The sequence below is a fragment of the Campylobacter sp. VBCF_01 NA2 genome (assembly GCF_027797205.1).
Taxonomy (GTDB): domain Bacteria; phylum Campylobacterota; class Campylobacteria; order Campylobacterales; family Campylobacteraceae; genus Campylobacter_B.
Map to the genome: position 1 here is coordinate 825,310 of NZ_CP115607.1, position 21,229 is coordinate 846,538.

Genomic DNA, 21,229 nt, shown 5'->3' on the forward strand with positions numbered 1-21,229 from the left:
CCTTACAAACCCCCAACCCCCGACGACGCTTTTAAGGTGGCTAAATTTAAAGCTTCGCTTTAAATTTAGCTGATTTGATTTTTCGTTACGGCTTGCGCCGTTTCTTGCTACGCTAAAAACAATCGCAAATTTTGCAAATTTAACCTTGAATTTTTCAAATTTCGAGTAAAATACCAGCTTGAATTTCAATTTTTAGGATATTTATGTTTAAAAGCCTGCGTGCGGCAAGGACGCTAAGTGCGCTATTTCTAGCGATTTTTTTTATGTTTATCGGGGACGCGCTAGCCCTATCATCAGCCGGCGTCATACTCAAAATGCGAGGCCAAAGCGACCTAATCATCGGCATTATCTCATCGTTTTTCTTCCTGGGCGCCATTTCTAGCGTGTTTTTCACGCCTACGATCATCGGCCGCTTCGCCCATGTGCGCTCGTATTATATTTTTAGCGTGGTTTTCGCGCTGTGTGCCCTAGCCCACGATATCAGCGCAAATTTGGCGTTTTGGGCGATACTTCGCTTCGGGCTTGGGTTTTGCTACTACGCACTTTTGATGATAATCGAAAGCTGGATCAACTCCAAAATCACAAACTCTATCCGCTCACGCGTCCTAGCCGTGTATGAGATCGTATTTTACGGCGCATTTACCGTGGGCGTGGGGATAATCGCGCTAAATTTAAGCGCAAATTTAATCTTTTTTCTAAGCGGATTTTTCATACTTTTTGGGCTAGTGCCTTTGAAATTTATGCGTTTTAACCCGCCCGCAAAAGCGCAAAAAGCCACAATCTGCATGCCAAAAATCTCGGTTCTACCGCCACTTGCGCTTGCGACGGCAGTTTGTGGCGGGGTTTTGATAAACGGATTTTTTTCAATGGCGAGCGTGTATGTGCTAAGCAGTGGAAATGTCAGCCAAGTGGGCTGGTTTATGGGGCTAGCCATGGTCGGAGGCTTCATTTCGCAGATTTTTGCTAGCCCTGTGTCTGATTTTTTCGGCAGGCGCAAGGCGATAATGCTAGTGTGCGCAATCGGCGCGTGCTCGGCGCTGGGGCTGTTTGCCACCGGGAATTTCGAGGTCAAATGCGCCCTAGCCTTTTTGCTAGGTTTTGGCGTTTTTCCGCTATACTCGCTCGCAATCGCGCGCGCGAACGATTCCTTTACAAACAGCTCCTCAATCTCGCGCGTGCAAATCTCGGCCTCGCTTTTGTTTTCGTATTCGCTCTCATCGTTTTTCTCGCCCATAATCATAGGCGGGGCGATGAGAGTTTTCGGTGCAGAGGGGTTTAGCGCGGTGTTTTTTGTAGTAATGGCATTTTTGCTCGTTTTCGCATACTTCCGCCCCGAAATCGCCCCTAAAATTTAAAATTTGTTAGATTTGTCATTGCGAGAATTTTGCGTAGCAAAAATCGTGGCAATCTACGACTTCAAAATTTAAGGTCAGTATTTTTACAAAATTAGCGTAAGAATTTTAAAACTCGTAGATTGCTTCGCCGTGCAAGCACAGCTCGCAATGATAAATTAGGCAAATTTTACGCTAAACCTCACTCCTTGCTTAGATACCTATCATATACGATAAATTTATAATACACCGCAGCGATTATAAACATAAATCCCATTAGAAATGTTATCTGCCACAGCGCCAGCCCTAGCGAATACAGCGCACCGATAGCCGCTGAGGTCAGAGTTGCGACGATGAAATACGCCATATCGTTATACGCGATCACCCGCCCGAAAAACTCCCTATCGACATGGCTTTGGAGTTGCGTGAAAGAATACGACCACACCGTCGTGATAAAAAATCCAGCCATTACGATACCGATAAACGAAAGCCAGTAATTAAACTCCAACGCCGCCCAGAGCATGATTCCACCGCCCTGCCCTAGCAAAATCCAAAAATACCGCTTCAAATTTACAATTCGCGTCAGCCACATCTGCCCAAAAAACGCCGCGGCTGAACGCGCCATATTCATTAGCCCAATCACCAGCGACGCGCTTAGGATTTCCTTGTATTCAAATTTCGCTAGTAGCGCGATAAGATTATCATAAGTCGTAACCGCCACAAAGGCGTGAATTACGATTAAATGCACCACCAAAGGGCGCGAGCGTATGTAAGTAAAGCCCTCTTTTAGCATTTTTATCGCACCTTGCGTGCTACTTCCTGTAATATCTTTAAAATTTAGGCGAATTAGGATAAAAAACGAAAAAACATACAAACAAAAATCCAAAATAAACGCCGCCCTAACCCCAAAATAGTGTATAAACACCCCAGCTAACGCCATACCAAGGGTATAAGTAATCGTCCAGCTAATGCTAGTTAGCTCGTTTGCTAGCTTTAAATACGGCTTTGGTAGAAATTTCGGCAGGGTCGAAGACTCGGTTTGATAAAAGAGCGTCCCAGCCACGCTTCGCACCACGACAATGCCCAAAAGTAGCCACAAATACGCCAAATCATTGATAAAAATCAGCATGAAAATCGTCACAATCTCTATGGCGAACATGCTCACCATTAGGGGCTTTGGGCGAAATTTATCCACGATAATGCCGTTAATCGGAGCTAAAAATATATTTGGTATAAACGACACCACGCCCACAGCGGTGATCGCCCACACGGGCGCGCCCAGCTCGATCAGTAGCGTAGCGATACCCACTATCGAAAACCACACGCCAAACATGCAGATAAATCCCGCGCTAAATAGCAAGCGATAGTTGCGAAAATTGCGAAGTAAAATATAATATCTAACCATTTTTGCCTTTCAAAAAACCTCGCATTTTAGCCAAATTTGGCTTAATTATGTGTTTTGGATTTGTTAAATAAAACTACCAAAAATCTTAAATTTAGTATTAAACATTAACTTGCTATAATCGTCAGATTTAAATTTTAGAAATTTTAGGAGAAAAAATGGAAGGTTTCGCAGCTACCGTTGTGGTGATTTGTGCGCTAATCGCGCTGGTTTTGAAGCTTGGTGTCAAAATCGTATCGCAATCTGAGATTATGATTATCGAACGACTTGGTAAATTTCACAAGGTTTTAGACGGCGGATTTCATGTAATTGTGCCGTTTTTTGACAGCGTGCGCGCTAAAATGAGCGTTCGCGAACAGCTAGTAGATATCACAAAACAGCAAGTCATCACCAAAGACAATGTCAATATCATGGTCGATGGAATCGTATTTTTGAAAATCGTAAATGGCAAAATGGCGCTTTATAATGTCGAGGATTATCGCAAAGCTATTTCAAATCTCGCTATGACTACACTTCGTTCAGCAATCGGCGAAATGAGCCTAGATCAGACCCTATCAAGCCGCGATCAGCTAAACTCAAAACTCCAAGTCGCCCTTGGCGATGCAGCCGATAACTGGGGCGTAAAAATCATGCGTGTTGAAATTTCAGAAATTTCAGTCCCAAAAGGCATAGAGGACGCTATGAATATGCAAATGAAAGCCGAGCGCGAAAAACGGGCAATCGAGCTAAAAGCCGAAGCCGAAAAAGCTGCTCTTATTCGCACAGCCGAAGCGCAAAAACAAGAAAAAGTTCTCGAAGCTGAGGCAATCGAGCGCATGGCGGACGCGAAAAAATACGAGCAAATCGCCCTAGCTGTGGGTCAAAAACACGCTATGGATAATATCAATATGGCTATGGCGGCGTCGAAATTCGCCGCTGAATACCTGCTCGCGCAAAGTCGCGTAAATGCTTTCAACGAGCTAGCAAAAAGCGCAAGCAAGGACAAGGTCATCATACCGTATGAAACCAGCGAAATCATCGGCTCGCTCTCTGTGCTAAGCGAATTTTTAGGCAAGGCTGGGGATAAAAATTTAATCACGGAAAACAATCAATGAGCCCACTTATTTTTATCATAATTGGCGTTATTTTGGTGATTATCGAGCTTTTGGTGCTTGATTTTACCTTTGTATTTTTCGGGGCTGGATTTTTGATCGTGGGGCTATTTAGCTTCGCGCTTCCGCTATCATGGGAGGTGCAAATCCTAGCCTCTTTCGTGCTATCTTTCGCACTTTTGCTCGCCCTAAAAAAGCCACTGAAATCCAAATTTTTCAAGCCAACCGAAGAGATTAAAGACAATTTCTTAGACGAGAGTGGCGAGGGCTATGTCAAAGAGGGCATGGTCTATTTCAAGGGCACGCTATGGCAAAGCAATGAGGTAAAAAACATGGCAGAAGGCACAAAAGTGCGCGTGCGTGGCGTCAAAGACGGACAAATCATACTAGAAAAATAAATCAAAAAAGAAGGTTAAATTTGAGTAGAATTACTAAATCACAGGCATTAAATTTGATAAAAAACGCCCCGCTTCACGAGCTTGGAGCTATGGCGTATGAAAAAAAATTAGAGCTTCATCCAGATAAAATCACGACTTTTGTAGTCGATCGCAACATAAACTACACAAATATCTGCTTTGTGGATTGCAAATTTTGCGCGTTTTGTCGTAAAATCAATGAAAAAGACGCCTATATTTTGAGCTTTGATGAGATTGATGCGAAAATCGACGAACTAATCGCAATCGGCGGGACGCAAATCCTTTTTCAAGGCGGCGTTCATCCGAAACTAAAAATTGATTGGTATGAAAATTTAGTCGCTCACATAGCGCAAAAATACCCGCAAATCACGATTCATGGCTTCTCTGCAATCGAGATTGATTATATCGCTAAGATTTCGAATTTAACGCACAAAGAAGTTTTATCTAGGCTTCAAGCAAAGGGACTTTACTCAATTCCCGGAGCTGGGGCTGAGATTTTAAGCGATAGAGTTAGAGATATAATCTCGCCTAAAAAAATCGGCGCAGATACTTGGCTAGGCATACATAAAGCCGCCCACGAAATCGGTATGAAAACGACTGCAACGATGATGTTTGGCACGGTTGAGAGCGATGAAGAGATTATCGAGCACTGGGAAAAACTGCGAAATCTGCAAGATATTACGGGCGGATTTCGCGCTTTTATCTCGTGGAGCTTTCAGTCTGCAAACACAAAACTCATCGCCGAACACCCAGAAATCAAAAAAACAAGCTCAAATCGCTATTTAAGGCTATTAGCCGTAGCAAGGCTATTTTTGGATAATTTTAAAAATATCCAAAGCTCGTGGGTTACTCAAGGAAGCTACATAGGGCAACTCGCACTAAAATTTGGCGCAAATGATTTGGGTTCAACGATGATGGAAGAAAATGTCGTAAAAGCCGCCGGTGCGAGTTTTCGCATGAGCGCAGATGAAATGATAAGCTTAATCAAAGACATCGGCGAAATCCCAGCCAAACGCAACACAAACTATGATATTTTGGAGATTTATAAATGATAAAAAGCGAAATTTTAGCAAAAAACACCAAAGTAGATTTTCTCACACAAATCGAAAATTCCCTGCCGGTGGCGAGTTTCAAACTCGTTTTCAAAGCCAGTGGCGCAGTGAGCGAAAAGATAAATGGCCTAGCCAAACTCACCGCAAAAATGCTAAATGAGGGCACAAAGAGCCTAGGGGTAAATAAATTTTACGAAAAACTCGATATCTATGCGATAAATTTCGATATCGACGCAGGGTTTGAGACCTTCGTAATCGAGGTAAATTCGCTCAAAGAGCACTTCGAATTTGCCCTAGAAATGCTGGATAATCTGCTAAAAGAGCCAAATTTCACAGATGAAATTTTAGCTAAAATCAAAACCCAAATTTTAGGCGAAATTGATATTTTAAAGAGCGAATTTGACTACATCGCAAACCAAGGCTTGCAAAACTGCCTTTATTCGGGCACCAAACTAGCCTCCCCGCTAATCGGCGATGAGGATAGTATCGCGCAAATCAGCCTTGAAAATGTCAAGGAATTTTTCGCCTCGCTAGATCTTGCAAACGCCTATGTCCTCGTAGTGGGCGACGCGCAGGGCGCAAGCGATGAGGCTAGCCTTTTGCGCAAAAACATAACCAAAATTTTAGAGAATTTCACCGTCACAAACGCGCGCGAACTACCCGTTTTTGCGACAAATTCTACACCCAAATCTCAAATCATCGCCCAAAAAAGCGAGCAAGCCTATATCTATTTTGGCGCGCCATTTTTCGCCGAAATCGCAGAAAAATATATCGCAAATGTGGCGCTTTTTATCCTTGGTTCGAGCGGATTTGGCTCACGCCTCATGGAAAACATCCGCGTCAAACACGGACTTGCATACTCTGTGTATGCCAGAGCGAATTTCGACCTGTCTAAGCGCGATTTTTGGGGATTTTTGCAGACCAAAAACGAAAATTTAGCCAAAGCCTACGAGCTAATCAAATCCGAAATCGCAAATTTCGTCCAAAACGGCGTTACGCAAAGCGAGCTAGAAAGTGCGAAAAAATTTATCCTAGGAAGCGCGGTTTTGCAAAAAGAGACTATGTTTAAGCGCGCAAATATCAGCGCCAACGAATATTATCAAGGCTTCGAATTTGGCGAGTTTGAGCGAAATTTAGAGCGCACGAAAAACCTAGATTTGCGCACGCTAAATGAATTTATCGCCTCGCACGCTGAAATTTTAAATTTAAGCTTTTGCGTGGTTTGCTCAGAAGTCGCAAAGTCAAATTTTAAATTATGAAATTTAGCCCCAAAGACAGCGCAACGCTCGCTAAAATCGGCGTTTTTTCACTGCTTGATTTAGCCTTGGCACTTCCAAAAAGCTATGATGATTTAAGCGTCAAAGATGAGCCAAACACCGGCGAAAACACGGTTTTGATCGAGTGCAAAACAGCAAGCCGTCGCGCCAATGGTATGCTTATCATCAGCGCATTTTGCCTAAGCTGGGAGTGCGAGATCAAAATCGTCATCTTCAACGCCAAAAGCTGGCACCACAGCGTCTTTAAAATCGGCAAGCAGATGTTTATCCACGGCAAAAGCGACAACGCTTACGGCGCGTGGCAGTTCGTAAATCCCAAAATCGTCACCAAAGTAGGCGAAATTATCCCTAAATACAAAAACGCCCTCACGGACGCCGCGACGCAAAAGCTCATTTCAAGCTACATTTCCAAGCAGGCCTTGCTTGATGAGGGGCTTGGTGAAAATGAGGCTGAATTTTTAATGCAAATTCATCAAAACGACCAAAACAGCGTGCGTTTGGTGCAAAATTTAGAAGAAAACGAAAACGGGCTTGAAATTTTAAAATTCGTTGAAATTTATAATTATTTAAGAAAACTAAAAGCCAAAAAAATGGATTTTAAGGCGCAAATTTACCCTCTAAACGACATTTCCTCGTGGCTTAGCACCCTGCCTTTTGCTCCCACAAACGACCAAATAAAGGCACTTGATGATATCAAAGCCGACCTATCTAGCCCGCTTGCAAGGCGCAGAGTGGTAATGGGCGATGTGGGTTCGGGCAAGACGCTAATAATCCTTGGCGCAGCCTTGCTAAACTATCCGCGCACTAGCTATTTAATGGTGCCAACCTCGATTTTAGCCGATCAAATTTACACAGAAGCGGTGCGACTTTTGCCAGAGTTTATGAATATTTTGGAGGTCAAAGGTGGCGAAAAATCGCTAAATTTAGAGGGTGCGCACCTAGTCATCGGCACGCACGCCCTGCTCTATCATGACTTGACGCCCTCAAATCTCATCATGGTCGATGAACAGCACCGCTTCGGCTCAAATCAGCGCGAAAAAATCAACGCCCTCACCCAGTGTGGCGAGTATCGCGCGCACTTCGTGCAATTTAGCGCCACACCGATCCCGCGCACACTCTCGCTAATCCAATCCGAGCTTGTGAATTTTAGCTTTTTAAAGCAAATGCCTTTCGAAAAACATATCCACACTCTAATCTTGCAAAACGCCGGATTTGAGGGCTTTATGAGCCATTTAAAGCGCGAAATCGACAAAGGAAATCAAGCAATCATCGTCTATCCGCTCGTCGAACAATCCGAAAAGTTGATTTACCAAAGCGTCGAGGAAGCCGCGCCGTTTTGGCAGGCGAAATTCTCTGGCGTGTATGTTACGCACGGGCGCGACAAGGAAAAAGAGGAAATTTTGCTGAAATTCCGCGATAATGGCTCGCTGCTAATCACCACAACCGTCGTGGAAGTGGGCATTTCGCTACCAAGACTTAGCATAATCTTAATCGTCGGAGCCGAGCGCATGGGGCTAGCCTCGCTTCACCAATTGCGCGGTCGCGTGGGGCGAAACGGCGGCGAGGGCTGGTGCTATCTCTACACGAAATTAAAGCAAGCGCCAGAAAGGCTAAAAGAATTCGCGCAAACACTAGATGGATTTAAGGTCGCAGGAATTGATCTGAAAAACCGCCAAGGCGGGGATTTGCTCGATGGCTCGGTTCAGCATGGAGCGACATTTTCGTGGTATGATTATGAAGAGGATATAACCGAACGAGCCAAAAGCAGAGCGCAAAATTTCGCCGATACGCAAACAAGTAGCGAGATTAAATTTTAAAATCGCCATAAATTTTACTAAATTGCCATAAATTTTACTAAATTGCCATAAATTTTACTAAATTGCCACGGCGACTGCGTCGCCTCGCAATGACAAATTAGAGATTAAAGAATTTTACTGAATTGCCTCAAAACTTAGTTTTATCACAATGACAGATTAAGCAAATAAAATTTTCAGCCATAAAAAAAGGCGCCTTAAAAAAGGCGCCCAAGTATAGTATTAAAAAGCACTAATTATAGTAATGCTTCATAAATATCATCTAGAACGAACATTTTCTCTTCTAGCTCACCACGATAGAATAGCTCGAAAGTTTGCTCATACATATCTGCAAAGAAGCCTTCTTGTGATAGAGATAGGATTTTGCTATCTACGATTTCCATTAGATCGCGGTTGCCTTTTTGAGTGCCTACGCAGTTGAAAGCGATAGCTCCTATGCGTTTGATAGCAAGCTCAAATCTATCATCAACAAAAGGAATAGTAGCGATTGCTGTGATTTTTCTAGCATAGCCGTCAGCTTCGCCAGCTCTTAGCTTATCCAAGCACTCTTTTGATGTAGAGCAAGGGACTTGTTGGATTTGTGGTTCTTTATTAAGAGCAGTTTCAGCTGATGTGCCTGGGACAACTAGAACTCTTCTACCTCTTAAATCGCCGATTCTTTGGACACCTAAATCTTTTTTAGTAACAACAGCATCCATTGTTGAAAGATAAGGCATAGAAAAGTCCATTGATTTCTCGCGCTCAGGTGTTCTTGAATAATTGTGGATTAGCAAATCAACTCTGTTTTGAGTTACTGCGTCCATACGCTCAGCATCTTTAACAGCGACAAATTCTACCTTACCGCCGTCACCTAAAATGGCTTTTGCTAGTTCTTTTGCTAACTCAATTTCAAAACCTTGGAATTTGCCACTTTTTGAAATAGAACTCATTGGAGCATCGTGCTCACCTACACCAATTCTTAGCGTATTGCTCGCTTTGATTTGTTCTAGTGTGTTAGCACCAGAAAAAGTCACTGCGCCTGCTAATGCCAAAAGACCTAAAAACTTTTTCATTTTAACTCCTTAAAAATAAAACCGAAAAATACCTAAAAAAAGTAAATAGAAAGATAACGCGCGCCCATTTACCATAAATTTTAGATAAATTTGCAAATTTCACTTCAAAAATTTCAAGCAATTTTAATCTAAAAAAACTTAAATTTTAAGAAAAAAAATCAAAATTTGCATATTTCAAAAAAAAATTAAATTACACATTAAACCTAAAATGCATTACATCGCCATCATTTACTACATAATCCTTGCCTTCTAGGCGCATTTTTCCTGCCTCTTTTGCCCTACTTTCGCCTCCATGCGCCACGAAATCATCGTAGCTAATGACCTCTGCACGGATAAAGCCACGCTCGAAATCATTATGTATCACGCTAGCCGCCTTTGGCGCTTTCCAGCCTTTGGTTATCGTCCATGCGCGCACTTCCATAACCCCAGCGGTAAAATAGCTTATCAAATTTAGCTTCGCAAAAGATCTTCTGATGATATTATCTAGTCCGCTTTCTTCTGCGCCTAGGCTTTGAAGCATTTCGTGCGCTTCATCATCACCTAGACCGATTAGCTCCTCTTCGATTTTAGCGCAAAGCTTGATAACTTCGGCATTTCGCGCATTTGCATACTCTTTTACAGCTTTTACATACTCATTATCCTGCGCTATGCCGTCCTCATCGACATTTGCGCCATAAATCACCTCTTTTGCAGAAAGCAGGCGCAACTCTTTGTTTAAGCTCGCAAACACTTCGCTGTCTTTATCTGCGAAATTTGAAGCAGGTTTGCCTAAATTTAAGTGTTCTAAAAGCTCATTTGCGAGTGCCAAGGCCTCTTTGGCGCCTTTGGCGTTTGCTTTGGCCTCTTTGTTTAGCCGCTCGATTTTTCTGCCTAGCTGCTCGATATCGGCTAAAACAAGCTCGGTTTCGATGATTTCGATATCGCGGATTGGATCGATACTGCCCTCGACATGCGTGATATTGCCGTCTTCGAAGCAACGCACGATATGCAAAATAATTTCGGCTTCACGGATATTTGAGAGAAATTTATTTCCCAAACCCTCGCCCTTGCTAGCACCCTTTACAAGTCCAGCGATATCGACAAATTCGATTGTCGAGTGCATAATGCGCTCAGGATTAACAATCTTAGCTAATTCTTCCAAGCGTTTATCAGGCACCGGCACGATAGCCTTGTTTGGCTCGATTGTGCAAAATGGATAGTTTTGCGCTTGGGCATTTTGCGCCTTTGTTAGCGCATTAAAAGTGGTAGATTTGCCCACATTTGGCAAACCTACGATTCCAACAGAAAGCCCCATTAGCCCCTCTTTTCTAGCTCTTTTTGCAGAGCCATTAGGTAGTATAGATTTGCTCTAACTGCCGCACCTGTCGCGCCGAATTGGTTATATCCCCACGCTTTTTCGACATAGGCTGGGCCTGCGATATCGAGGTGAAGCCATTTGTCTTTGAATTCAGGTTTGATAAATTTATCAAGAAAAAGTCCCGCTGTGGTCGTGCCACCGTATCTGCTAGACGCTGTATTTGAGACATCTGCGATATTTGATTTGATAAGTTCTCGCAAATAATCATTAAATTCTAAAATCGTAAAAAGCTCACCACTAGGTTTTGTTAAATTTTTGAATTTTAATTTTAGCTCTTCATTATTTCCTAAAAGTCCGCTTGTGTATTCGCCAAGCCCCACTACGCAAGCCCCTGTAAGTGTCGCCATATCAATTAGCAAATCAGGGTTTAAATCCTGAGCGTAGCTTAGACAATCAGCCAGCACTAGCCTGCCCTCTGCGTCTGTGTTTCGCACCTCGATACTCACGCCAGAACGAGAGATTAGCACATCGTCTGGTTTGTAGGCGTTGCCACCTATCATGTTTTCGGTAGCGCCGATGATAGCGTGTATTTCAAAAGGCAAATCAAGCTCAGCAGCGCCTTTGATAATCGCCATAGCTGCAAGCGCGCCACTTTTGTCGGCTTTCATTGTCAGCATATAATCGCTCGGTTTTAGGCTAAGTCCGCCACTATCATAGGTCAAACCCTTGCCCACGAAAACGACCTTTTGAAGGCATTTTTCAGGTTTGTAGGTAAGGTGGATTAGGCGTGGGCGATGAGCTGAGGCGCGATTGACAGCCAAAAACGCGTTCATTTTCTCTTCTTCCAAAAATCTCTCATCATACACAGCTACGCTGACATCATCGTAGTTTGAAGCCAAAATTTCAGCCTCGTCTGCCATTTTGTGCGGAGTGTAAATTTCAGGGATTTCATTGACGCCGTTTTTGGCGAAATTCGCCGCGTCCGCCATAATAGTGCCAAATTTCACGCCACGACCAGCTTTATCGGCTTCTAGCGTAGAGCCTGTGTATGTGTCGCTAGCGATAAAAATTTCATTTAGAGTGTAGGATTTTTTTTCGCTTTTGTATTTGTTAAACTCATACGCGCCTAGCACTGCGCCCTCGGCCATAGCCATTGCGCTTTTTTTCGTGCAACCGCAATCATAAAATGCGATTTTAAAATTTGAAATTTTAAGATTTTTTAGCGTGTTGTATGCCTGCGCTACGCCCACTCTCACACGGTCATATTCTAGGGCTTTTATGCCTATATATAGCCTTTTTTGCTCGCTTAAAAGCAAATTTCCCTCGCCTTTGTAATCAAAAAAATCAAATTTATCGCCGTCTTTGACAAAGCGGTGAGCTGTGTCGCCACCGACGATAAAAATCAATTCAAAATCCGCATTTATCGCGTCAAAATTTTGATTCAATAATGTTACCTTCATCTCTATCCTTTCTTAAATTTATAAAATGATTTTCTAATCTTGCAAAAATTTTATAAAACCCAAAGACAATTCCGGCAATCAGCGGTATTGCAAAATACCAGTATTGCTCGATCAAATTTATCGCTTGCCAAATTTGCTTGCCGAAATACCACGCAGGTATCATCGTCATACTCGCCCACGCAACCGCGCTTATAAAATTTATAAATGCAAATTTTTTGGCACTATAACGAGTAATGCCGATACTCATCGGAATAATCATACGAAGCCCATACATATATCGCTGGATAAATATCAAAATCCAGCCCCAACGCTGTAAAAGCAGGTGCGCGATAGCAAATTTGCGCCGTTGGGTGGCTAATTTTTTGCTAATGTAATTTTTATTATACCTGCCGATATAAAAATAAAATTGATCGCCCGCAAACGCCCCACACGCCGCGACAAAAATACCAAGTGGTAAATTTATATGCCCCTCGTGCGCCAAAATCCCGCCCAAAACTAGCGCGATTTCGCCCTCTAATGCGCACCACGCAAAAAGCACGATATAAGCGTATTGATGATACTGGGTTAGAATTTCTTTGAGCGTTTCTTCCAAACTAAGCCTCTAAAACACAATAAACTTTCGTTCTTGCTTCAAATTCGCCCAGATCGTTTAATGCGCGCAAATTTAGCAAAAAGCATGCTTCCACGCAATCGGCGTTTGTTTGCGCGATCAAATCAAGCGCGGCTTTGGCAGTGCCACCAGTAGCGATTAAATCGTCGATTAAAAGCACTCTGGCTTTGCGGTTTTGCGCGTTTGCAACTGCATCAAAAGCATCGACATGCATTTCGACCTGATCGAAGCCGTATTCGAGAGAGTATTTTTGCGAAATGGTGATATATGGAAGTTTTTTTGGTTTGCGAATCGGCACGAAAGCCAAATTTAGCCTAGCCGCAAGTGCCGCACCAAAGATAAATCCCCTGCTCTCAATCCCTACGATATAATCAAGCTCGTAATCCTTGTAGCGATCTACGAGATGATCTAGCAAAAAGCTAAATGCCTTTTTATCGCCCAAAAGTGTCGTTACATCGTAAAACAAAATCCCGGGTTTAGGGAAATCCTCGATAGTCCTTAATGATTTAAAAAGATAAGCTTTATCATCATTGCTTAAAGTTTTCATCCTCTATCCTTTAATAATTTTGCATTTTGCAATCTTAAATTTAACTTTTCTGCTTCGTCGCTTTGCAAGGCCTGTATGCTAAGCTCCAACGCAGATTTTAGCTTTTCTTGATTTTCTTTTAATTTTGAAATTTCGTCTTCACATTTTGCCAATTTATCGTAAATTTTCATATTTTTACGGATCGAAAGCACCAACAATACAGCCAAAACAAAGCTTAAAATTTCAAAAACCACTATCATATCTCGCCCTATTTTGCGCTCATATCGCAGGCAATCACGCCTAGCTTATTCACGCGTCTTTCGTGTCTGCCGCCGCTAAAATTTGTGCTAAAAAATGTCTTTATCATATCCTCAATCTCTGCGATTCCTAGCACTCTTGCGCCAAATGCAAGCACATTTGCGTTATTATGCTCCCTGCAAAGCCTAGCAGTTAAGCTATCGTGGCAAAGCGCGCAACGAATATGTGTGTGGCGATTTGCCGCAATCGAAATCCCAATGCCTGTGCCACAAATTAAAATTCCATAAATTCCAAATTTTGTGCTATCTATAATTTCGCCATTTTGCTCGCCGTTTGCGCTAGCTAAATTTTTGCTTTCAACCAAAATTTTATCAGCCAAAATTTTCGCGAAATCAGGATAATCCACGCTGATATTTTCGTCATTTGTGCCCAAATCTTCGAACTCATAGCCCAAATTTGCGATTATTTTTTTGACCTCTTCCTTCACAGCCGGAGAAGCGTGATCGCCCGCAATAAAAACCTTTTTTACCTGCATATTTTCCCTTTATTTTTGCTCATAAATCAAGCTCTCATCGCTTTGAAGCGTGTCGATGAAACGCCCTATTCTCTCCCAGCGGATTTTTTTATCCGGGTCGATACTAAAATAAGTAAACCACGGCTTGCCTACGATTAGGCGATACGGCACGGTGCCCCAATACCTGCTATCACCTGAGTTGTTGCGGTTATCGCCAATCATAAAAAACTCATCTTGCGGAACTTTGATATAAAATGCGTTAAATTTCACACTGTCATATTCATAGACCTTCTCGCTCTCAGCCACCATTATAGGGCGCATTGCTAGGCTTTTGCGCTCTAAATTTCCAAGCATGCTTGCCCGCATAGCGTTTCTAAAATGCGGATTGTAGTTTATGCCTTTGAATTTATACGGCTCTTTGACATATTTTTGTCCGTTTAAGATGACAATATCGCTTTTATCGTAGTTTTGCTCTATAAATTCATCGCCCTCGTTTGGTCTGAGGTAGAAATTATCTAAATCAAAAATCACTTCATCTCCACCAACGGCGAAATTTCGCTTGACATAGTGAATTTTCTCATCTTTTGGATAGCGAAATACTACGATATCACCACGCTGTGGGCGTTTGCCTTGGATTAAATGTCCGTCTCCGTCGTTATCTGGGGCTACTGGAACCTCGATAAATGGGATATGAGGAGTTGGTATTCCGTAGCTAAATTTTTTCACAAACAAAAAATCGCCCTCCAAAAGCGTAACTCTCATCGATCCGCTTGGAATCACAAAAGCTTGCGCCACAAAAAGTATGATAAAAAGCACAATGCAAATCGTGCCAACCCAGCTAGATGAAAAGCGATAAAGCGAATCCAAAGATTTCATTTATTTGCTTCTTTTTAGGCGGTTGCGCGCCGATGTGATTGTGTTTTGAAGTAGCATTGCGATTGTCATAGGACCTACGCCACCAGGAACTGGCGTGATAAATGAGCATTTAGGCGCGACTGCGTCGAAATCCACATCGCCGGTTAGTTTGCCGTTTTCTAGGCGGTTTATGCCTACATCAATGACCACCGCGCCATCTTTTACCATGTCAGGGTTTACGAAATTTGGCTTTCCAATCGCTGCGACTAAGATATCAGCCTGCGAGCAAATTTCGGCTAAATTTTTGGTGCGAGAGTGTGTGATAGTAACGGTAGAATTCGCGTTTAAAAGCAAATTTGCCATAGGTTTGCCGACTATATTGCTTCTGCCAATTACCACAGCGTTTGCGCCGTTTGTTTCTATGCCGTATTCAGCCAAAAGTCGCATAATGCCAAGTGGCGTGCATGGCACAAAAGCCTCTAATCCGCTAACTAGCCTGCCGACATTTACAGCGTGAAATCCATCGACATCTTTGCTAGGATCGATTTTTTCTAAAATTTTATTTGTATCAATGTGTTTTGGAAGCGGAAGTTGGACAAGTATGCCATCGACATTTTCATCAGCATTAAGCTCATCAATTAGCTCTAATAGCGCAGTTTCGGTAGTTTGCGCGCTTAGATGATATGGGTAAGAATTTATCCCGCATGCTACGCACGCCTTTTCTTTGCTAGCCACATAAGTAGCACTAGCCTTGTCCTCGCCCACCAAAATCACCGCAAGCCCCGGAGTTACGCCCTTCGCACTAAGCCCTGCGGCTGCGATTTTTACCTCTTCTTTGACCTTTGCGCTTATCGCTTTTCCGTCGATTAAAGTCATAAAAAACCTTTAAATAAAAATTTAAGCTTCAATTTTACCTTAAATTTAATAAAAATCAGATTTATTTTTGGGCTAAATTTTGGAATTTTAAGTGGAAATGGTAGTTAAAAAACTACCATTGAAATTTATCGTTTTATATTTTTGTTTGCTTCTTGGGCTTTGATTACAGCGTCCATGCAGCCTGTGGTGCAACCAGCGCTATTTTGGTTGAAATTTGGCTCGATTTTTTTCTGCTCGATTGGCGCGCTCTCGCTCACGCCCGGCTCTTTCGTGCCAGCACAACCGATAAAAAACCCAGCCACTAGGGCGCATAAAATTAACTTTTTCATAAATTCTCCTTTATTAAATTTAAATTATTCATTACGCAAAGTTTGCAAAACATCGACTTCGGTGGCCTTTTTGGCTGGATACCACGATGAGAGCGCTACTATTATCACAGCTCCTACCACGGTAGAAATCAAATCGCTAAATGATAGCTCCATAGGCAGTTTGCTGCTTCCATAAACATCAGCTGGCAGGTCGATGATATCGAAGTTTCCAAGCAACCAAACCCCAAAAAGCCCCAAAATAAGGCCAAAGATTATTCCGCTTCCGCCAATCGTCGCCCCAAGCGAGAAAAATGTCTTTTTCACCTCTTTTTTGCTCGCCCCAAGGCTAAGCAAAAGCGCGATTTCTTGGCGACGATTCATCACTGTCATCAAAAGCGAACTAACGATATTTAAGCTAGCAACTAAGATTATTAGCAAAAGCACCAAAAAAAGCGCCCGTTTTTCAAGCGCAAGGGCTGAGAAAAAGTTGCCGTTTTGTTGCCACCAGCCAACAGCGCGCGCGCTCGGCGGGAGATTTTCTTTAATGATTTCTAAGTCCTTAAATGGATCGTCTGAGAAAACATGCACCCCGTCATATCGCCCCTCGTCATAGCCCAAAATTTTCGCCAAATCGCCCACGCTAGCGTAAGAATACGCCTTATCATAAGCAATCAAACCAGAATCAAAGCTAGCGCGCACCTCAAATCGCTTCATTTTTGGAATCAGCGCAAATCCACCTGGGTCGTTTTTGGTAAAAATCATTGTGATTTTATCGCCCATATCCAGCATAAATTCGTCCTTTATGCCCTTACCGACCATAATGCCAAATTCGCTCAAATTCGCGTCTTTCGCCCCCTGTGCGACGACTGAGTTTATTTGAATTTCATCAGCCAAATTTACGCCAAAGATTATTCCACCCTCTAATCTATCGCCGTTTTTGGCGATGACTTGCGAGCTGATATATGGGCTAAATTTTAAATTTGGGAAATCACCCTTTAAAATTTCGACATCATCGTTTGTGATACCACCGCGAAACTGGCTGTGTATCGTAATAGGATAGTTCATCGTAAAGAGTTTGCGTTGAAATTCTTTATCGAAACCGTTCATTATCGCCATTGCGATGATTAGCACCATTAGTCCGATACTCACGCCCAAAAACGCCAAAATCGCAGAAAGCGTTATAAATGGCTGAGATTTGTCGAAACGCAAATATTTAAAAAGTAGATATTTTATCAAAGTCTGCCCTGTAAATTTTAAATTTAGGCGTTTGCAAGTTACCTTGCAAAACCGCCTTTTTTAGGGCCACCTTTACCGTGGCAATCTTTGTATTTTTTACCGCTTCCGCATGGACATGGGTCGTTTCGTTTAGGTTTTTTCGCGCCTAGCGAAAATTCGCTATTTTCTGCGGTTTGATTTTCACTCGAATTTAAATTTTCGCTTGAATTTGAAATTTCGTCCTCGTTTGTATTGGCTTCGTTTATTTCGTCCTGCGCTTCGCTACGCATTTGCTCTTGCATAGCCTCTCTTTCAGCGTCGATTTCTTCTTGGGTTTTGAAGCGAATTAGTTGCAAGGTGCGGATACTATCGCTTTTTAGGCGCAAAACAAGCTCCATAAAGAGATTGTAGCTTTCTTTTTTATACTCGGTTAGCGGGTCTTTGTGATTGTATCCCCTTAGTCCAATGCCTGTTTTTAGGGTATCCATTTGGTATAAATGCTCACGCCAGTCGCGATCAACGATTTGCAGATAAAGCATTTTTTCAATCTCTTTGCGCTGAGCCTGATCGATTTGGCTCATTTTTTCCTCGTAAGAGCTTTGAAGTTGCTCTACAATCACGCTTTTTAGCTCGCCGTAATCATTAGCGTTTTTCAAATTTGCTTCATCTAGCGTTTCGCCAGTATCATTTAAAATGCGGTTTATTATCGCCTCATAATCGAATTTTTCCTTCTCATCTCCGTCGAAAATCTCCAAATCATCTAGCACGCTTGCGATATACTCTTCGCGGTTTTGCAAAATTTTGTCTTTTAGATCAAATTCTTTATCCAAAAGCTCGTTTCGGTATTTGTAAATCGTCTTTCTCTGCTCGTTTGCGACATCGTCGTATTCTAGGATATGTTTTCTGGCCTCGAAATGCAGGCTCTCGACCTTTTTTTGCGCATTTTCTACGGCACGAGAGACCATTTTCGACTCGATATGTTCGCCGTCTTGCAAACCCAAACGCTCCATAATATTTTTAATCTTATCGCTACCAAAAATTCGAAGCAAATTATCCTCTAAACTCAGATAAAATCTACTCTCGCCCGGATCTCCCTGACGGCCTGAGCGACCGCGGAGCTGGTTGTCGATACGGCGGCTTTCGTGGCGTTCTGTGCCTAGGATATAAAGCCCACCAAGCTCCCTGACTTCATCATTTATGCGGATATCTACACCACGACCCGCCATATTTGTGGCGATTGTTACAGCGCCCTTTGCACCGGCTTCGGCGATGATTTGTGCCTCTTTTTCGTGGTTTTTGGCATTTAGCACAGAGTGAGCGATTTTTTCTTTAACCAAAAGTTCGTGAAGTAACTCTGATTTTTCGATCGATGCGGTGCCGACTAAGACTGGCTGACCTTTTTTGTTTAGCCTTTTTACTTCCTCGATTACGGCGTTAAATTTCTCGCGCTCTGTTTTGTAAATCAAATCATTTTGATCTAGTCTTTGCACTGGGATATTTGTAGGGATTGAAACGACCTCTAATTTATAAATTTGAGAAAACTCAGTCGCCTCAGTTTGGGCTGTACCAGTCATGCCTGCTAGTTTTTCATACATTCTAAAATAGTTTTGAAATGTAATATCAGCTAGGGTTTGGCTCTCTTCTTGGATTTGCACACCCTCTTTGGCTTCTAGGGCTTGGTGCAAGCCCTCGCTAAAACGACGCCCCTCGCTTAGTCTGCCTGTAAATTCATCTACGATGATTATCTGTCCGTCACGCACGACATAATTGACATCTTTTTTAAATATATAATTTGCTTTTAATGCTTGGTCTAAATAGTGGCTCAAAACGGCGTTTTCAAGCTTGTATAGGTTATCTACGCCAAAAAGTTTTTCAGCCTTTGCGATACCTGCTTCGGTAATTAGCACGCTTTTATTTTTTTCATCTAAGATAAAATCGCCGGTTGGCTTCTCTTTTGGATCATCTGGCGCCTGGCCTTGCACCATTTGTTTGGCTACTTCATTTGCTTTGACATAGCCATCAAGTGTGCGGTTTGTAGGGCCTGAAATGATTAGTGGAGTTCTAGCCTCGTCGATTAAAATACTATCGACTTCATCGACGATTACGAAATGATGACCTCTTTGCACTTTGTCTTCGCTGCTAAATTTCATATTATCACGCAAATAATCAAAGCCAAATTCGTTGTTTGTGCCGTAAGTTATGTCGCAAGCGTAAGCCTCTTTGCGCTTAGTATCGTTATACTCGCCACCGACTACTACACCAACGCTAAGTCCTAAGAAATTATACAAAACGCCCATTTGCTCGGCGTCGCGTTTGGCTAGGTAGTCATTGACCGTCACGACATGCACGCCCTTGCCACTCATAGCGTTTAAAACCACAGGCAAAGTTGCGACCAGCGTCTTTCCCTCGCCTGTTTTCATCTCAGCTATCGCGCCGTCGTTTAAAACCATACCGCCGATTAGCTGGACATCGAAATGGCGCATATTTAGCACCCTTTTTGAAGCCTCTCTAACGATAGCAAAAACATCATATAAAATTTTATCAGTTGTCGTTTCGCCCTTTTGAATTTGCTCTTTAAGCGCGTTAAATTCAGCCTTTAACGCCTCGTCATCGAGTGCTTCGTATTTTTTTTCTAGCGCGTTTATCTCTTTTGCGCGTTTTGCGTATTGTTTGACCACACGATTGTTTTTCGTGCCAAAAATCCCTCTAACTACTCTTTTAAACATTTCAAACCTTCATTTTAAAATTTTAACCGAACATATTACCATATTTTTAGTTTTTATTTAATTAAACTTAATAAAAACAGCTATAATAACGCAAAATTTTAAATTTAAAGAGGTTTGAGATATGAAAAAATCTGTTTTTGCATTGGCGTTTTGTGCTACCTTTTCGCTCGCAAATCCGCTCGAATTCGACACTCTAAGCGCAAATTTCACCCAAAGCGTCCAAAGCGAAGACGCCAAAATCAACTACACAGGCGATTTTAGCGCGACCAAAGAGCATGCCGTGTGGCACTACACAAGCCCTACGAAAAAAAATATATTTTTTAGCTTCACAAAGGTTACGGTCATCGAGCCTGATTTGGAGCAAGCTATCATCACAAATATCAAAGAAACGCCAAATTTAGTGGCGATTTTATCTGGCGCAAAACAAAACAAATCTGGCGCTTACGAAGCCGAGCTTGACGGCGTGAAATACTTCATCACTACCCAAAACGACGCCCCTAGCCAGATCTCATACACCGACAAACTCGATAACAAGGTCGTGATAAATCTGCAAAGCGTGCGCAAAAACGAGAAAATAGACGAGAAAATTTTCGCGCCAAATATCCCCAATCACTACGACATAATCACGCAATAAAGGGCAGAAATGAGAATTTTATTCGTTTGTCACGGAAATATTTGTCGCTCGCCAATGGCGCAGGCCGTCATGGAAAATTTAGTAAAAATTCGCGGTTTGCAGGATAAAATTCATTGCGATTCCAAAGCCACGCACACCGATGAAATCGGCTCTGCGCCATACTACGAAACCAAGCGAGTATTACGCGAAAAGGCCGTGCCTCTCATGGCTCACACCGCCACGCAAATCACAAAAGCTGATCTTGAAAAATTTGATTTGATTTTGTGTATGGACGAAGAAAACATGCGCGCTCTTGCCCGAATTTTTGGGCTAAATTCGCCAAAAGTAAAATTCTTGCTCGAATTTGCGGTAGGCCAAAACGCACCAAAATCGCAAAAAATCATCGCAGATCCATACTACACACGCGATTTTGAGAACTGTTATGACGATATCGCCAAATCGTGCGAGGCGCTAATGCAAAAAATAGAAAATTTAGAAAGCTTTTGATAAAATTGGCGCTTTAAATTTCAGCAAGG

The 21,229-nt window shown here is 42.5% G+C and carries 21 protein-coding genes; 8 read left to right on the forward strand and 13 right to left on the reverse strand.

Features of this window, described 5'->3' with window-relative positions; all coding sequences use genetic code 11:
• Positions 1 to 203: 203 nt before the first annotated feature.
• On the forward strand, positions 204 to 1,355 hold the full coding sequence (locus PF027_RS04300) for an MFS transporter (RefSeq protein WP_270877208.1): 1,152 nt from the start codon (positions 204 to 206) through the stop codon (positions 1,353 to 1,355).
• Between the two features lie 178 nt (positions 1,356 to 1,533).
• Here PF027_RS04300 and PF027_RS04305 read toward each other — a convergent pair whose 3' ends face one another.
• Positions 1,534 to 2,736 carry an MFS transporter gene (locus tag PF027_RS04305; RefSeq protein WP_270877209.1) on the reverse strand — a complete coding sequence of 401 codons (1,203 nt, stop codon included), beginning with the start codon at positions 2,734 to 2,736 and terminating at the stop codon, positions 1,534 to 1,536.
• A 155-nt stretch (positions 2,737 to 2,891) separates the two neighbouring features.
• On the opposite strand from PF027_RS04305, the gene PF027_RS04310 reads away from it, so the two are divergent.
• From PF027_RS04310 to recG, 5 genes are read left to right on the forward strand one after another with little or no spacing between them, the layout of a single operon-like run.
• Positions 2,892 to 3,827 carry an SPFH domain-containing protein gene (locus PF027_RS04310; protein WP_270858837.1) on the forward strand — a complete coding sequence of 312 codons (936 nt, stop codon included), beginning with the start codon at positions 2,892 to 2,894 and terminating at the stop codon, positions 3,825 to 3,827.
• Positions 3,824 to 4,222 (forward strand): NfeD family protein, encoded by a 399-nt coding sequence (locus tag PF027_RS04315; RefSeq protein ID WP_270871823.1) that lies wholly within the window; start codon positions 3,824 to 3,826, stop codon positions 4,220 to 4,222. The genes PF027_RS04310 and PF027_RS04315 overlap by 4 nt, the downstream gene beginning before the upstream one ends.
• A 20-nt stretch (positions 4,223 to 4,242) precedes the next feature.
• Positions 4,243 to 5,292, forward strand: a complete 1,050-nt coding sequence (locus PF027_RS04320; protein ID WP_270871822.1) for a dehypoxanthine futalosine cyclase — start codon at positions 4,243 to 4,245, stop codon at positions 5,290 to 5,292.
• Positions 5,289 to 6,551 carry a M16 family metallopeptidase gene (locus PF027_RS04325; RefSeq protein WP_270871821.1) on the forward strand — a complete coding sequence of 421 codons (1,263 nt, stop codon included), beginning with the start codon at positions 5,289 to 5,291 and terminating at the stop codon, positions 6,549 to 6,551. The genes PF027_RS04320 and PF027_RS04325 overlap by 4 nt, the downstream gene beginning before the upstream one ends.
• Positions 6,548 to 8,386: an ATP-dependent DNA helicase RecG gene (recG, locus tag PF027_RS04330; RefSeq protein ID WP_270871820.1), complete on the forward strand. Its 1,839-nt coding sequence runs from the start codon at positions 6,548 to 6,550 to the stop codon at positions 8,384 to 8,386. The genes PF027_RS04325 and recG overlap by 4 nt, the downstream gene beginning before the upstream one ends.
• Positions 8,387 to 8,619: 233 nt before the next feature.
• Here the strand turns inward: recG and PF027_RS04335 are convergent, their stop codons facing one another.
• The 12 genes from PF027_RS04335 to secA all read right to left on the reverse strand — a co-directional run bounded on the left by PF027_RS04335 (position 8,620) and on the right by secA (position 20,080).
• Positions 8,620 to 9,396 (reverse strand): transporter substrate-binding domain-containing protein, encoded by a 777-nt coding sequence (locus tag PF027_RS04335; RefSeq protein WP_270871819.1) that lies wholly within the window; start codon positions 9,394 to 9,396, stop codon positions 8,620 to 8,622.
• 229 nt (positions 9,397 to 9,625) lie between these two features.
• A complete protein-coding gene (ychF, locus tag PF027_RS04340; protein ID WP_270871818.1) occupies positions 9,626 to 10,729 on the reverse strand; it encodes a redox-regulated ATPase YchF in 1,104 nt (367 codons plus the stop codon).
• Complete coding sequence (locus PF027_RS04345) at positions 10,729 to 12,192, reverse strand: leucyl aminopeptidase (RefSeq protein ID WP_270871817.1); 1,464 nt, start codon at positions 12,190 to 12,192, stop codon at positions 10,729 to 10,731. The genes ychF and PF027_RS04345 overlap by 1 nt, the downstream gene beginning before the upstream one ends.
• Complete coding sequence (locus PF027_RS04350; RefSeq protein WP_270862498.1) at positions 12,161 to 12,784, reverse strand: DedA family protein; 624 nt, start codon at positions 12,782 to 12,784, stop codon at positions 12,161 to 12,163. The genes PF027_RS04345 and PF027_RS04350 overlap by 32 nt, the downstream gene beginning before the upstream one ends.
• Position 12,785: 1 nt before the next feature.
• Positions 12,786 to 13,349 carry an adenine phosphoribosyltransferase gene (gene apt / locus PF027_RS04355; RefSeq protein ID WP_270864995.1) on the reverse strand — a complete coding sequence of 188 codons (564 nt, stop codon included), beginning with the start codon at positions 13,347 to 13,349 and terminating at the stop codon, positions 12,786 to 12,788.
• On the reverse strand, positions 13,346 to 13,588 hold the full coding sequence (locus PF027_RS04360; RefSeq protein ID WP_270858827.1) for a hypothetical protein: 243 nt from the start codon (positions 13,586 to 13,588) through the stop codon (positions 13,346 to 13,348). Before PF027_RS04360 ends, apt begins: the two co-directional genes overlap by 4 nt.
• Positions 13,589 to 13,596: 8 nt before the next feature.
• Positions 13,597 to 14,121 (reverse strand): RpiB/LacA/LacB family sugar-phosphate isomerase, encoded by a 525-nt coding sequence (locus tag PF027_RS04365; protein ID WP_270871816.1) that lies wholly within the window; start codon positions 14,119 to 14,121, stop codon positions 13,597 to 13,599.
• Positions 14,122 to 14,130: 9 nt separating this feature from the next.
• The gene (lepB, locus tag PF027_RS04370) at positions 14,131 to 14,976 is read right to left on the reverse strand and encodes a signal peptidase I (protein ID WP_270871815.1); all 846 of its coding nucleotides are present in this window, start codon (positions 14,974 to 14,976) and stop codon (positions 14,131 to 14,133) included.
• The gene (gene folD, locus PF027_RS04375; RefSeq protein WP_270871814.1) at positions 14,977 to 15,831 is read right to left on the reverse strand and encodes a bifunctional methylenetetrahydrofolate dehydrogenase/methenyltetrahydrofolate cyclohydrolase FolD; all 855 of its coding nucleotides are present in this window, start codon (positions 15,829 to 15,831) and stop codon (positions 14,977 to 14,979) included.
• A 125-nt stretch (positions 15,832 to 15,956) separates the two neighbouring features.
• Positions 15,957 to 16,160, reverse strand: a complete 204-nt coding sequence (locus tag PF027_RS04380) for a hypothetical protein (RefSeq protein ID WP_270858823.1) — start codon at positions 16,158 to 16,160, stop codon at positions 15,957 to 15,959.
• A gap of 24 nt (positions 16,161 to 16,184) precedes the next feature.
• Entirely contained in the window at positions 16,185 to 17,375 is a 1,191-nt protein-coding gene (locus tag PF027_RS04385) for an ABC transporter permease (RefSeq protein ID WP_270858822.1), read from the reverse strand.
• Between the two features lie 38 nt (positions 17,376 to 17,413).
• Complete coding sequence (secA, locus tag PF027_RS04390; protein WP_270876207.1) at positions 17,414 to 20,080, reverse strand: preprotein translocase subunit SecA; 2,667 nt, start codon at positions 20,078 to 20,080, stop codon at positions 17,414 to 17,416.
• A 121-nt stretch (positions 20,081 to 20,201) separates the two neighbouring features.
• Here secA and lolA point away from each other — a divergent pair, with 121 nt between their 5' ends.
• Positions 20,202 to 20,714 carry a LolA-like outer membrane lipoprotein chaperone gene (gene lolA / locus PF027_RS04395; RefSeq protein WP_270858820.1) on the forward strand — a complete coding sequence of 171 codons (513 nt, stop codon included), beginning with the start codon at positions 20,202 to 20,204 and terminating at the stop codon, positions 20,712 to 20,714.
• Between the two features lie 9 nt (positions 20,715 to 20,723).
• Positions 20,724 to 21,200 carry a low molecular weight protein-tyrosine-phosphatase gene (locus PF027_RS04400; protein ID WP_270876206.1) on the forward strand — a complete coding sequence of 159 codons (477 nt, stop codon included), beginning with the start codon at positions 20,724 to 20,726 and terminating at the stop codon, positions 21,198 to 21,200.
• The last annotated feature ends 29 nt before the right edge of the window (positions 21,201 to 21,229 follow it).